The 14,718-nt window shown below is 37.7% G+C and carries 7 protein-coding genes; 1 reads left to right on the forward strand and 6 read right to left on the reverse strand.

Features of this window, described 5'->3' with window-relative positions:
• Positions 1-210: 210 nt before the first annotated feature.
• Both ACSVH7_RS01955 and ACSVH7_RS01960 read right to left on the reverse strand, forming a co-directional pair.
• Positions 211-3,216, reverse strand: coding sequence for a DUF7507 domain-containing protein (locus ACSVH7_RS01955; RefSeq protein ID WP_438065008.1), 3,006 nt, complete (start codon positions 3,214-3,216; stop codon positions 211-213).
• 290 nt (positions 3,217-3,506) lie between these two features.
• Positions 3,507-8,633, reverse strand: coding sequence for a T9SS sorting signal type C domain-containing protein (locus ACSVH7_RS01960; RefSeq protein ID WP_438065009.1), 5,127 nt, complete (start codon positions 8,631-8,633; stop codon positions 3,507-3,509).
• A 239-nt stretch (positions 8,634-8,872) separates the two neighbouring features.
• Here ACSVH7_RS01960 and ACSVH7_RS01965 point away from each other — a divergent pair, with 239 nt between their 5' ends.
• Positions 8,873-9,367, forward strand: coding sequence for a regulatory protein RecX (locus ACSVH7_RS01965; RefSeq protein WP_438065010.1), 495 nt, complete (start codon positions 8,873-8,875; stop codon positions 9,365-9,367).
• A gap of 427 nt (positions 9,368-9,794) precedes the next feature.
• On the opposite strand, the gene ACSVH7_RS01970 is transcribed toward ACSVH7_RS01965, so the two are convergent.
• From ACSVH7_RS01970 to porV, 4 genes are all read right to left on the reverse strand, one after another.
• Complete coding sequence (locus ACSVH7_RS01970; protein WP_438065011.1) at positions 9,795-10,949, reverse strand: beta-ketoacyl synthase N-terminal-like domain-containing protein; 1,155 nt, start codon at positions 10,947-10,949, stop codon at positions 9,795-9,797.
• 301 nt (positions 10,950-11,250) lie between these two features.
• Positions 11,251-12,522, reverse strand: coding sequence for an adenosylmethionine--8-amino-7-oxononanoate transaminase (gene bioA / locus ACSVH7_RS01975; protein WP_438065430.1), 1,272 nt, complete (start codon positions 12,520-12,522; stop codon positions 11,251-11,253).
• A gap of 35 nt (positions 12,523-12,557) precedes the next feature.
• Positions 12,558-13,175 (reverse strand): dethiobiotin synthase, encoded by a 618-nt coding sequence (gene bioD / locus ACSVH7_RS01980; protein ID WP_438065012.1) that lies wholly within the window; start codon positions 13,173-13,175, stop codon positions 12,558-12,560.
• Positions 13,176-13,664: 489 nt separating this feature from the next.
• Positions 13,665-14,699, reverse strand: a complete 1,035-nt coding sequence (porV, locus tag ACSVH7_RS01985; protein WP_438065013.1) for a type IX secretion system outer membrane channel protein PorV — start codon at positions 14,697-14,699, stop codon at positions 13,665-13,667.
• Positions 14,700-14,718: the final 19 nt, after the last annotated feature.

Consider the following 14,718-nt stretch of genomic DNA (forward strand, 5'->3'; position numbering starts at 1 on the left):
TACGGATAGCCTTATTAAACAATTAACAAGAGAAGCAGTGATAAAATTATTAGGTTGTGTTTATTTATGCAATACCCAGATTTAGTGATATTTAAAATAGTAGTAGCCCCATTAAAAAACCCTTTCCCTGCTAAAACAGGAAAAGGGTTTGATACTAAAAGAATGGGTTAAATCGTTCTTACACTATTAAGCGCACTTACGGAAATTTTCTTAAAAAATAATTTTCTGACTGTTGATTACGCCCTTGGCCAAAGTAGTTTTTACAATCAACGTTTGCTCCGAAGATAACAAATGATCGATGACATATTCCTGGGCATTGATTTTTGCTTTATCGTAGATTTTTCTACCCAACAAATCAAAAATCTGTATTTGTGACATCGTTTCCTCAGATGAAGTAATTGTGATTTTTTTATTTTTAATACTAATCAGAAGTGATTTGTCTGCTACTATGTTGTCCTCAGTACCCAATGTTTTATTGGTGTATTTCAACACGAAGCGGTCGTTTTCTACTCCATAGATAGTGGTAAAGGTATAACTACCCTTGGTCAAATCGTGAACGGTACTCGTCTTTTTATCTTCCAACCAAAGCTCTTGTTGGGCCAAAACACCATCTCTAGAATCAATACCAATCTCAAATGGCCCTGCAATGGTACTGCGGTAGCCCAAAGGCACAACATCAGTTACCTCAAAAGGCAAAGCGCGACCCTGAATCGTTAGATTTTGTCCTTGATTGATGCTGTAGAAATCCACAAAAGGCTGGCCATCAAAACTCGGACCGTCATACAAATTGTCGTAATCATTGGTAGCACCCGTAATGTAGCCCACCAATAATTGTTTGAAAGCGCCTTGTGCATTGGTCAAATTCAACCAAACACGGTTTTTCTCGTCTGATGTAGATTTTTTGGTATTAGTTTGTTTAAAGAATTGGGTATTGTTTGCTGAAACACGCATGGTGTTAGTAAATTTGAAACTACTGTTTGAAGCAATTCCGCTTTTTGTTCCTACAAAAAATGATTGACCAGCAGCAATGAAACCATTCGGAACCACTCCAGAAACACCTGTACTTGGAGCTTTAGCAGTTGCTGTTCCTGTACCTCCTGTGATATTAAATGTAGCATAATCATTGGCCGTGTATATATTATTCGCAATCGGCGTATTATGAGTCCAGAAATACAATGGCCCATAAATTATTCCACTGTTGTCTTTCATAAACTTTGTAGCGTCAATAGCCGATGGATAGGGATTCCCAACCAAATTATATTGATTAGGTCCAACAGTAAAGGTAACATCTCCATTGTTAGGCACACCTTTGAAAGTTACGGGTTGTGCATAAGGTGTGACCCCTGACCAAGTTTCGCCATTAAGATATGTCCCTGGCTTTGGCACACGGATAATATACCCTGCACCAGGAATCATAGTACTTGTTGTTGGATTATTGTACAAGACCCAACCACTAGCAGGATCATATCTAAAATATTTATCTGCTAAAGTATTCGGAGACAACGTCACTATATTTTGACCCGCAACAGGCGATGACCAATAGGTGAAATCGAAGTTTTTCATGAGGGAGGAACTACGGTTGTATTCAATAGTTCCTGTATTGGTAACGTTGTTGATTTGTACTAAACTGGCATTATTTTCAAAGACTAATTTTCCACCACTTACAACAGTAACTTTATCAACCACAGAAAGTGTACGAAGGCTATTTACAGTCAGGACACCAGTAGCATTAACCTGCAATGTATTCGCATTGGCATCAACCGTGCCTACAATAGGCTTATTGGTAACATTAGGAATAACGACACAGTCTGAGGCGGTTGGAATTCCATTAGGACTCCAATTAGTAGCGACATTCCAATCGGTACTTGATGTCCCTGTCCATGTTTTTAACAATTGAATTACAGTTGGAACATTATTTGACTCATTGGTACCCGAAATATCCGTAACCTTTGATAACGAAGGATCTTCTCCTACTACCTCTGCACTATTTTCAACTTTACCTAAGGCCACATCTGCAGCTGTGATTACGTACGTACCAGTCAACGTTGCAGTGGCTCCAGGTGCCAAAAGCGCTATAGTACTAGTTGGTATTACTACTGCAGGATTTAGATCCCTTAATTTGATGTTGGTAAGTGGAACATCGCCTGAGTTTTTTACCACAAAACTATACGTTATCGTGTCTCCTAATTTTCCACAATCAACTAAAGAAGCAGTTTTTACAAGGCTTAATTCTGAGCGTTTAAGTGAGCCTTCATTCACCCCTATAAATGCACAATCGGAACTTCCAGAAAAAGTAATTACTAAACGATCTACCGAAGCTTCATTCGAAGCATTAATTCCAAAATCAGAAAAATCATAGCCTAACATTCGGATATCTCTGGTTTCATTTGCTTGAAAATTATTACTTGCCACTCCATTATCAGCTTTAAACAAATCCAATCGATAGCTACCCACCGCATTTATAGCCGGGAAAGATATCGTTATGGTATTCCCAATGGTATTCCCATTTACATCAACAAACTTAAAAACATCTGCACCAGCATCGGGTTGAGCCACTTGCGAAATAATAATATCTGGCTTACCATCACCTACACCGGAGATATTAATATTTCCTGTTCCAATTTTAAATTGAGAAGTTCCTGCTTTAATATTAGCAATTCCTGTTCCTAAAGACAATCCTTTTTTTCCATCAGTCAAACGAGCGGCTAACTCTGCTGGGGTTGAAGTGCTACCAATTAACGGAGGGGTTAGTATTCTATTGGTTAGTGAACCATCCATCATTGCCCCTTGTAAGAAATAGGTGCTAGTAATATTATATTGAATATCAAATATTTTTAGCGCTCTAAATTTGGTGTCTTCAAAAGTAACTCCTTTACTAGTTAAAACGGCATTATCCACTCCGGTAGCCCAAGTCTTGCCATTCCAATCGAAAGCTAGTAAATTGTTTTCCGTATCGGGTTGCTTGGTCGCATCTGTAGTAGCGCTTGCTGAAGTAAAAAAACCGTTAAAGTCAGTATAAATTTTTGTTACCACTGAACTAGTCGAAGCCAGGTTTGAGGATTTTTTTAAAACTGTACCTTCTATATTATTAGGTATTGAAACATTCCAGTTTTTTGATAATGGATTTCTATTTACTTCTTTTACAGGCAGTAAAACTTGCGCTTTAACCATTACAACTGCAAAAAACAAAACCGCAAAAAATAAAATTCTATTCATATTTTGATTTAAAACATCCAATTACTTAGTGATGATTTTGTGTGAAAAACCACTACTATATTAAAAGCAAATGTATGAATAAAAGCGCAAGTACCTATTTTTAAAATGCAAGTAGTGGTGAATTTGCAAAATAAAAAAATTAACAAAAAATTTATATTTAAACAGACAAACTGAAACAAAAAAAATTATGTTACTACAAATAGTATTACCGATTTATAGTACTTCATGAATTTAAAAACCCTTTCAATGTAAATCACTGAAAGGGTTTTCGAATTACAAACAATTTGTCCTTAAAAAATAATTTTCTGACTATTGATTACACCATTGGCCAAGGTAGTTTTTACAATCAACGTTTGCTCCGAAGATAACAAGTGATCGATGACATATTCCTGGGCATTGATTTTCGCTTTATCGTAGATTTTTCTACCCAACAAATCAAAAATCTGAATTTGTGTAATGGTTTCTTCCGAAGAAGTAACCGTTATTTTTTTATTTTTGATACTAATCACAAGCGATTTGTCTGCTAACGTGTTATCATCAGTACCCAAAGTTTTATTGGTGTATTTCAACACGAAGCGGTCGTTTTCTAATCCATTGATGGTGGTAAAGGTGTAACTACCCTTGGTCAAATCGTGAACGGTACTCGTCTTTTTATCTTCCAACCAAAGCTCTTGTTGGGCCAAAACACCATCTCTAGAATCAATACCAATCTCAAATGGCCCTGCAATTGTGCTGCGGTAACCCAAAGGCACAACATCAGTTACCTCAAAAGGCAAGGCGCGACCTTGAATCGTTAGATTTTGTCCTTGATTGATGCTGTAGAAATCCACAAAAGGCTGGCCATCAAAACTCGGACCGTCATACAAAGTATCCCAATCGTTGGTAGCTCCGGTAACATAGCCCACCAATAATTGTTTGAAAGCACCTTGCGCATTGGTCAAATTCAACCAAACGCGATTTTTCTCGACAGTGGTCGATTTCTTAGTGCTGGTTTGCTTGAAAAACTGTTGATTGATCCCTGTACCATAAGAATTTGTTGTCCCTGATACACGCATCGAGTTGGTAAATTGAAATTTACTATCAGTGGCTATTCCTTGTTTTGTTCCTACAAAAAACGATTGGCCTGCTGCGATGTAACCGTTGGGCGCATTGTTATTTAAACCAGGGTTTGGTGCAGGTCCGGTAGGCAGCCCCGTTACTGTAGAACCCGTTAGATTAAAAGTAGCATAATCGTTAGCCATATAACCATTATTGGTGATTGGCGTATTATGCGTCCAAAAATACAATGGTCCGTATATAATTGCACTGTTGTCTTGCATAAAGGTTGTGGCATTTATAGCCGACGGATATGGATTGCCAATCAAATTGTATTGGTCGGGTCCTACAGTAAATGTAACATTTCCATTGTTCGGCACTCCTTTGAAGGTTACGGGTTGCGCATAAGTGCTGCCCGACCAGTTATCAGGTGCAGGAGAACCAGGTTTTGGAACACGGATGATGTATCCAGCTCCGGGTGTCATTATACCTGTATGCAATAACCAACCACTGACAGGATCATATCTAAAATATTTATCTGCTAAAGTATTCGGAGACAACGTCACTATATTTTGACCCGCAACAGGCGATGACCAATAGGTGAAATCGAAATTTTTCATGAGGGAGGAACTACGGTTGTATTCAATAGTTCCTGTATTGGTAACGTTGTTGGTTTGTACTAAACTGGCCGTGTTATTAAAAATAAGACTTGTTGTAGCATTATTAGTAACATTTACTGCATTTGTTATGGTCATCGTATGTCCTGAATTTATGACGACGTTACCCGATGTTACCGCACAAGAACAGCCATTAATGTTACCTGTAGAGGTGTAATTTCCATTAAAAATAATAGGTTGGGTTAACAAAGGATTAGAACCAGCTGGAGTTGTCCCTATCCAAGCACTACCATTCCAAGTGGCAGTAGCAGGAATTGGATTAGTCACTGCTGCACCCGATGATGCTGAAGTACACGTACCATTGCTTATTACAAAAGTATAACTAGTATTAGCAGCTAACCCTCCAATTATCGTATTATCAACATTTGTTCCTGTTAATCCCGTCAAACCAGCGGTTGAAGGTGTAGCTGAAATAGTCCAAGATCCTGAAGATGGTAAACCACTCAAAGCAACACTTCCTGTTGCAAGGACACAAGTGGGTTGGGTGATGGTGCCAATGATTGGGGCAGAAGGACTTGTATTTGTCGCTTTAATTTCAATAGGAGAGTTAATTGAGCATCCTCCAACATCTGTATAATTCAAAATATAAGTCCCTGAATCTAGTCCTACTCTGTTAAGAGTGTTTGCTCCATCTGTCCAATTAACATCTAAAACATTTACTTCTAAAAAATTAACTCCTGCTTGATACAAATCAACTGATTTGGAATAAACTAAATTATAAGAAGAATCGAAAAGCTCTAACAGCATATTTTGACCTCTAGAGGAACAACAACTAGTTCTATTGTAAAATCGCAAGTAATCAATATTTTTTCCTGATTGCAAATCAACCATTACCCACTCATTTATATTATTTGTTGCACTATGCCAAAATGTATCCCCCGTAGTTACCCCATTATTAACATTTGAAGGAATATAGTTGGGACCACTACTACCTAACCATACTGATGATGCAGTCGCCACAGCACCGTTACTTGAAAGCGCAACATTATTCCCTGTAAATATTTCAAAAGCCTGAATTTCTGCCACTTGCTGATAGGCATCAATAGTATATTTTTGTGATAATTTTATATATCTCACATTTGAAATACCACCTGATAGCTGAGGCGAAATACTCCCATTATTAGAATTTGAACAAGTTTCATCAACTTTATTTGGTGTGATACTAGGAGGAACAATCATAACAGTTGTAGACGCGCAAGCAGTTGTATTACAAGTCCCGCTATAACGCACAAAATAAGTTGTATTAACCGTTGGCGATACGATTATACTATTACCTGTACCTAAGGGTATACCCCCACAAGAACCTGAAAACCATTGGGCTGTTGCTCCTGTTCCTGTTGAACCACCATTAACTGTAAGTATTGTAGAACTTCCGGAGCAAATAGTTGTTATCCCCGTTATATTTGTTGGAGCTACAGAAAGGCTATTAACTGTAACCGTTACAGGTACACAAGTAGTGGAGTTTCCACACGAATTTGTATATCTCACATAATACGTTGTAGTACTTGTCGGACTAACTGTAATCGTATTGCCTTGACCAATCGAAACACCTCCACAGGAACTAGCAAACCATTCTGCAAATCCTCCTTTATCGCCCCCTGTGGCATAACCTGACAACGAACCTCCACTTACCGTTAAAGTTGTTGAATTACCTGCACAAATGGTAGTGTTTCCTGATACATTTGCAACTGTTGGCGTTGATAAAGATGGTAATTTATTAACCTGTATGATTACTATGGTATTACTAGTGTACACGCCTGAAGTTGTTGTTCTTTTATACCATGTTGTTTGAGAAATACCCGCTGGTACTAAATAATCTCTTGTATTACTTATACCTGGAGCGATTACGAAACCTGAAGTGGCACTAGTCGTACTCATTTCCCATTGATAGGAATAGCTTCCATTTCCACCTGTAGGAGTAGATCCATTAATTGTTATTTCACCAGGACTTGAATCAGTACAAATTGGCTTTGCATATGTGGCCACAACACTATATGTTTTTCTGATCCCTACACAAGGATCTCCATACATGCCGTTTAAAACTCCAGAAACAGCATTGAAAGACCAACTAGTATTTCCTAAAAGATTTAGAGTATTTATTTTACTTGTTGGGGCATGGCAAGAGCTTAGTACAAAATTTGGACTAATTCCAGTTGGAGTTCCATAACTTGCAAATTTAACATTCATAAGTACATTACCATATGGAGCCGTTAATGTAAAAGATCCTCCATACTCTCCAATAGTACCAGCAACATCTCCTGTTGTCCCATAAGAAGCAAAATCATTATCAATAGCAGAATTATTAGGAACAGTTATTCTACCATTCGCAGTAAAAAAAGTGTCATTAGGGTTAATTGCTCCTGAGGTTGAAGTTCCCCAGGTACCGCCCACCTGATTAGCTCCATTTAAAAGAAGCGCACCTGTTGTATGAGTAGTTATTGCATTTAAATTCAGTTGAACACCAGTTGCAATAGATGTAATATTATTAATTATAGTGTTTGCTGCAAATGTTTTAGTCCCACTTCCCGACAAAGTCAAATTACTGTAGGTAACTCCTGCTACGTTTTGATTAGCACCAACAAAACTAATACTACTTGCTGTACCAGCAGTAAAAATTCCATTATTTACAAAGTTTCCACTAATGTTTAGTAAACTAGTAGCACTATTAGCTAATGATAAAGCAGCTGAAGCATTTACTGTTAAATTTCTGCAAATGGCTGAAGTTCCACTGGAAATGATTGGAGAGAAAGGTGTTCCGCTTGGTATAACAACATCGGTTGTGGCAGTTGGTATTCCACCGCACCAATTAGATGCAGTATTCCAGTCTGTACTTGTAACACCGACCCAATTCCCAGGTGCACATGAAGTCGAAGTTACATTTACTATCCCAGAATTCGGTGCAAAAAAAGTATCGTTTTTATTAGTAGCAGAAGATGATGTACTGCCCCAGGTGCCAGATATTATTCCGTTACCACCTAATGTGAGTGATTTTGCAACATGTGTTAGTCCAGTACCAAGATCAGCTATAACTCCCGATGAAATAGAAAAAACATTATTAATTGTAATAGTACTTCCAAAAGTTTTGGTACCATTACTTGAAAGGTTTAAATTATTATATGTGTAGGCTCCTACCGTTTGCGAACCAACATTATTATAATTAACAGTACCCGAAGAAGGAGTCAAACTACCACCAGAAATTGTACCGCCAATGTTTAAAGTTCCTGAATCAGAAAAAACTATGATATTGTTTATGTTATTACTACTTAAATCAATACTCCCACTCACTGTAATCGTTCCTGAACTCAACATTAAAGTTGATCTTCGATCAATATCACTCGTTTCAACAAATGTTATGGAACCAGCCGTTAAACTTCCCGCCCCAACTTCTAGATTATTAGTGGCATTTTTTTTAATCGATGCTTCTATTACAACTCCTTCCGTAACTATCAATGAACCTGTTACATCAATTTTTAGTTCAGTTTGCTTATCGCCTCCCTTGATTGTAATAGATCTTGAACTTTGATTTGCAGTAACCTTTACAGTATGACCATTAGCTATGTTTACAACATCACCAACTCCAGGTACTCCACTACCACTCCAAGTAGTATCAGAATTCCAGTTTCCAGAACCAACAGAAGTATAAGGTGATTGCCCAAACCCCAATTGTACCATCAACAACACCGCAAAAAGTAAAATTCTTTTCATAAAAAAATAGTCTAAATTTAATTTATGCTAACAAAAAATTATAAAGAAAAAATTCTCAATTATTTTTGTTAATTTGGGGCAAAAGTAACTATTTTAGGCATAATTAAACGTTAAAATTTATGTTTAAATCACTAAAGTGCAAGTATTTCAAAAGAAGTAACTTTGAAAGGTTATTTTGAGCAGAATCGCACATAAAAAGGTATTTTTGTGAGCTTGTTGTTACTCAAAAAAATCATCCCATGACTAACGCTTACACCCTGAAAGAAGCCCAACAAAAAATAGAACACTTTTGCGCCTACCAAGAGCGCTGTCATGAGGAAGTCTATACCAAATTGCGAAGCATGCACTTGGATTCCCACGAGATCGACCAGCTTATTGTGCATCTTATCGAACACAACTTCTTGAATGAAGCCCGTTTCGCTTGTAGCTTTGCCCGTGGCAAACACCGCATCAAACATTGGGGAAAAATCCGCATTACCAACGAACTCAAAATGCGCCACATCAACACTACCTTGATTACGCTCGCCTTAAAAGAAATCTCCCCTGAGGAATACTTGGAAACTTTTAATGCTTTAGCCGAAAGGAATTGGCAAACCATTACAGAAAAAAATGCGCTTAAAAAAAGGAAGAAATTTTGTGATTATTTGCTTCGTCGTGGTTTTGAGAGCAACTTGATTTATGAGAAAGTAAAGGAATTGGAGCTTGGGAACGCGGATGACACGGATTTTTTATAGTGCCTAAGATTTAACCGCAAGGGGACAAAGGCGCAAAGCTCAATAGTATTGCATAGTGGTAAAAAAAAAAAATTAACCGCAAAGGGCACAAAGGATTACGCAAGGGACGCAAAGTTTTAAACGATTAACTATTAACCAATTAAACTCTTTTTAAAATCTGTTGAATCTGCGTGCAAAATTTAACCGTTAAATTCACAAGAAAAAAACATATAAGTTACCCAAGTTTTTCTGAATAGGCTGTGTATTTTGAACCATATAAGACAAATAAGGGCATATAAGTTTTGGTTGATTCTTATAAAATAAAACTCTTTGACTTTGTGTAGCTTCGTGTGTTCTTCGTTTTTCTTCGTGGTAAAAAACTTAACCACAAGGAGCGCAAAGTTTTAAACGATTAACCGATTAAACAGTTCAAACAATTAAACAAATTTCACAAACTCAACAGCACCGAAACGGCATTTCCTCCAAAACCAACGGCGTTAACGAGCACCTTACGAATCGTTCTTGAATCGGAAGTTTGATTAAAAAATGGAGTGGAAATAAATTGCTTGTGTTGCAGCATCAGAATGGCCATTTCAACACTTAAGATTCCTGAAGCACCAAACGTATGCCCTATTTTCCATTTATTGGTAGTGAGTAATGGTAACTGTTTTCCAAACACTTTTTCAATGGCACGGTATTCTGTCAAATCCCCTTTGATGGTACCTGGCGCGTGCATTACAATAGCATCTACTTCGGATAAAGGCGTGTTTTGCAAAGCCATTGCCATCGATTTTTGAAAACAAAGGGCTTCTGCTGAAATTGAAATGTTATGCTCCAAAATTTCTGTAGCGTAGCCGATGCCTTCAATAAAAGCCAAGGCATTTTCTTTTTGACCTAATTCTAAACAACATACTGCCGCACCTTCACCTAAAACCATTGTGTTTTGCTTTTTATCTAAATCCAAAGCACGGTTGGGGTACTCCTCTTTACTTTGAGTATAAATCTTCAAAGCGCGCATTTGGCCTATTGTAAAATCAGTCAAGGGTGCTTCGCTTCCACCAACTAAAAATTGATTTACCATTCCTGCTCGCAACCAAGCGACTCCGTTGAGTAAAGCATGCAAGGCAGTAGAACAAGTAATGGAATGTGAAATTTCGGGACCAGTACTTTGCAAATCATGCGCCACCCAAGACGAAATATTCCCCAAAGTAGTGGTAGGTGAAGCTAAGGTTTGGGCTTTTCCCGTCGTTAAATATTCCTGAAAATGTTTTTCGAACAAATCGGTGGCACCTCTTGAAGAGCCAATGTTGATACCAAAACTCCCTCCTTTTTCCCAACGGGCCTGCGCCATCGCTTTTCTTGCCGCCACCATAGCATACAACACCGATTTATCCAATGATTTGTACTTTATATCCGTTTGTTGTAAAGCCAAAACTTCTTGTTGTGAAGCGGCATCCAAAGTAGCCACACAAGTATTTTGATGGTCTAAAAAATGTTCGGAAAAACAAGTTTTAGTATTTTGATAGTTTTCCCAAATGGTCTTCGGGTCATTGCCCAAAGGGGAAATGGAGGACAGGGCGGTTATAGAGATAATTTGTGACAAAATAGACGATTGTAATTTACCGCAAAGGTCGCAAAGAATTACAGAAAGTCCACAAAATAATTGAAAATCTATGCAAATTGATTTTAGCTATACGCATAAATGGAACACGGATGACGCGGATAAAACGGATGGATGCGGATTTTTTTTGTTATAGAAAAAAAAAACACAAATTTTTCACAAAGCACAACACTTTGCAAACCTTGCGATTTTTCCTTTGCGTGCCTTGCGGTTAAACCCAGATTTTATTAATGTCTTTAATTTTTTTAAATTCGTGTCAATTCGTGAAATTCGTGTTTAAAAACTACGCTATTTCCAAAGCACTTTCGACTACTTCATACACTATTTGCAACTGTGCATCGGTAATTACATAAGGCGGCAAAATGTAAACTATATTCCCAACTGGACGCAGAATTACTCCATTTTCAATAAAAAAATCGTAGAGTTTATTACGCAAAGAACCATAATAACTCGCTGCGCCATCGGTTTTGATTTCCAAAGCGAAAATCACCCCAAAAACTCTAGTGGTGGTTACTTTTGGGTGTATAGCTATATGCTTTTGAAAGTCCAAATGGCGTTGATGAATCCGTTGAATATTGGTCTGCATCGTTTCGGTTTGCAACAATTCGATGCTGGCAAGTGCTGCAGCACAACCCGTAGGATTAGCCGTAAACGTATGCCCGTGAAACAAGGCTTTATTAATATCATCATCATAGAATGCATCAAAAATGGCTGTTGTGAAAGTCGTAATCGCCATAGGAATAGTGCCACCAGTCAAGGCTTTAGACAAGCACATCATATCGGGTTGTTCTTTTAAATAATCGCAAGCAAAGTTTTTTCCCGTTTTACCAAAACCAGTCATCACTTCATCGGCAATAGCCAATACTTGGTTTTCTTTGCAAATTTGAAGCAAGTTATCCAAAGCTTCGGGTGCATACATCACCATTCCTGCGGCACCTTGTACCAAAGGTTCAAAAATAAACGCTGCACAATTTTTATCGGTGATTGCTTTTTGAAGAGCTGCCTTACTTTCCGCTTCCTTTCCTTGCACAGGAACAGGAATCCGAACGACATCAATCATCATTCCTTGAAAAGCTTCGGTAAAGAAAGAAATACCACTCGCCGCCATCGCCGCAAAAGTGTCGCCATGAAAGGCATCTTCAAATGCAATAATCGTTGTTTTTGAAATTCCTTGGTTAAAGTGATACTGCAAAGCGACTTTTATCGCAATTTCGACAGCGGTAGAACCATTATCCGAAAAAAAGAGTTTTTGCTGATTGCTAGGTAAGATTTCGACTAATTTCTCGGATAAAACAACAGCGGGTTCGTGCGTAAAACCTCCAAAAAGTACGTGCTCTAAGGTTATAAGTTGTTTATAAATCGCATCCGCAATAAAGCGATTCGAGTGACCATAAGGATTGACCCACCACGAAGCAATGGCATCAATATATTCTTTCCCGTTTTCGTCCCACAATAGAGCCGCTTCACCACGGATAATTCCGACCGGTAAAGCCGCTGTTTTATGTTGGGTGTATGGATGCCAAAGGTGTTTTTGGTCTCTTTCTGTAAGCTTCATTGTTTGGGAAGAAGGAATATTTGCTGTATTCATAATTATAACCTCAATAATTGCTCTCGGAATAAATCGGCATATTCTGCGATAACATTCGAATCAAAATAGGGTTCTTGGTCGATTCTTCCTATACATTTAACTCCTGTTTTGCTTACAATAATCGATTCGGTTGCTTGATTTTCGTGGCCAGAAAAAACGATTCCAGCCACAGCTATGTTTCGGTTTTGTAACGCCTCGATAGTTAACAACGTATGATTGATGCTCCCCAAATAATGACGGGAAACCACAATCACCTTGTAATCGGGTTGAATCAAATCGGCAATCGTATTAGTTGTATTCAGAGGAACTAAAATTCCGCCAGCGCCTTCAATTACCAGATGATTTTTGGTTATCGGCTCTTTAATATGAGTGATATCAATGGTGATTCCATCTATTTCGGCTGCATAATGAGGGCTTGCAGGCGTTTGTAAAGCATAACTGTTGGAATGAAAAACAGTCTTTTGATTAGACACGTAGGCCTTTACTTTATGACTATCGGAATTATCTAAATCTCCTGCCTGAATGGGTTTCCAATAATCGGCTTCTAAAGCTTGAGTAATGATAGCAGCTGCAACGGTTTTACCTACATCGGTACCTATTCCTGTAATAAATAATTTCATATTTTTTTGTTTCACAAAGATTCACAAAGTAAAAGAAGTTGCGCAAAGAGTTAAGGAACTACTCTGATCAACTTGGTATTTCAGGTTGTGAAACAATGCATGTATTAACTGATTTAAAAAACAAAAGTACTCAACAACGACAATACTATTGTTATTTCTTCTTCAATTCTAGCTGTAAAAACAAAAACGCAAGCGCTCTTGTCCGGCGGGAACCGTGGGGGAAAGTATTCGTTTTACATCAAATCCTTTGTCTTGAAGTTGTTACGCAATGCTTTTACAGAAGCATTTCCTGGAATTACAGCCGATTAACTTCGACCAAAAAAAGCTACAAATCTATTGTATTAAAGATGGAATTAAAATAAAATGAGCCCGAAAAATATCGAGCTCACTTTCAACCATAAATTTTTAAAACTTTTGAGGATGCTCTGTAGTAAGACGCCTCTTTTTATGTAAATTGTTGTTACACTATGATTTAAAAAAAATAGTTTTTTATTGCATTACTGGCTCTACATAGTCACCAATATTAAATGACAAAGAGAATCGTAAGGTATTATCTAAAGGAGAACTATGCTTGGAAGTAGAAGCTAGATAGGACAAATCAATTTTTAATTTTTTGATGGTAAATCCTCCTCCAAATGTAAAATAATTGACAGCATACATCGTATCAACATCATTAAAATATCCAGTACGCAAAGCAAATACGTTTTGGTACACATATTCAATCCCAATGCCAGTGGTTATTCCCTTTGCTCCTTTAGTCAATAATTTATTAAATTCTAAAGTAGCTCCCAATGTGCTGGCGGTGTCGAAGATGAAATCAATACCAGTACCCACGGCAAGGTTAGAGGGCAAAACACTTTCATTGTTATTCGCATCACTATAATTTAATTTTGAGCCAAGATTAGAAAGATTAAAACCAGCTCTCCATCTACTTTGAATTCCTTTTAATGAGAATTCATTAGACTGATAAAACCCTCCTAAATCTACTGCAAAAGAGCTGGCTACTTTCGCATTGTCGAATTGTTCTTGCAATTTTAGATCTGAACGTATGTATCTTCCCGACACAGCCATTGCAAAAGAATTGCTTAACTTCAGGGCATATGAGCCTTCTAATGCCAATTCATTAGGATTAACAACCCTACCCGGATCGTTTTCATTCGATCTAAAAACGACCTCACCCATACCGAAGTAACGCAACCCTACACCAAAAGTGCTTCTGTCATTAATTTTATTGAAAAAGTTAGCACTTACTAATGCCATATCATTGGTTAATGAAGTAAGGTAAGGTGTGTAACTGATCCCTACACCGAATTTATCTTCAGAGAAGGGATATTTGGCCGCATTCCATTGTTGAGAGAAAACATCTGTAGCTGTTGCTACTCCAGTATCTCCCATTCCAGCCGCTCTTGCATCAGAGGCGATCCTTAAAAAAGGGACTCCGGTTACATTTCTATTACTTTGTGTCTGTGCCTCTACATTCCCGACTGCAAAGAGGAATAAGAAAACAATAATTATATTTTTCATGTGTATTAGTTGCTTATTT

This window comes from Flavobacterium sp. TSSA_36 (assembly GCF_051547165.1).
In the GTDB taxonomy this organism is placed as follows: Bacteria; Bacteroidota; Bacteroidia; order Flavobacteriales; family Flavobacteriaceae; genus Flavobacterium.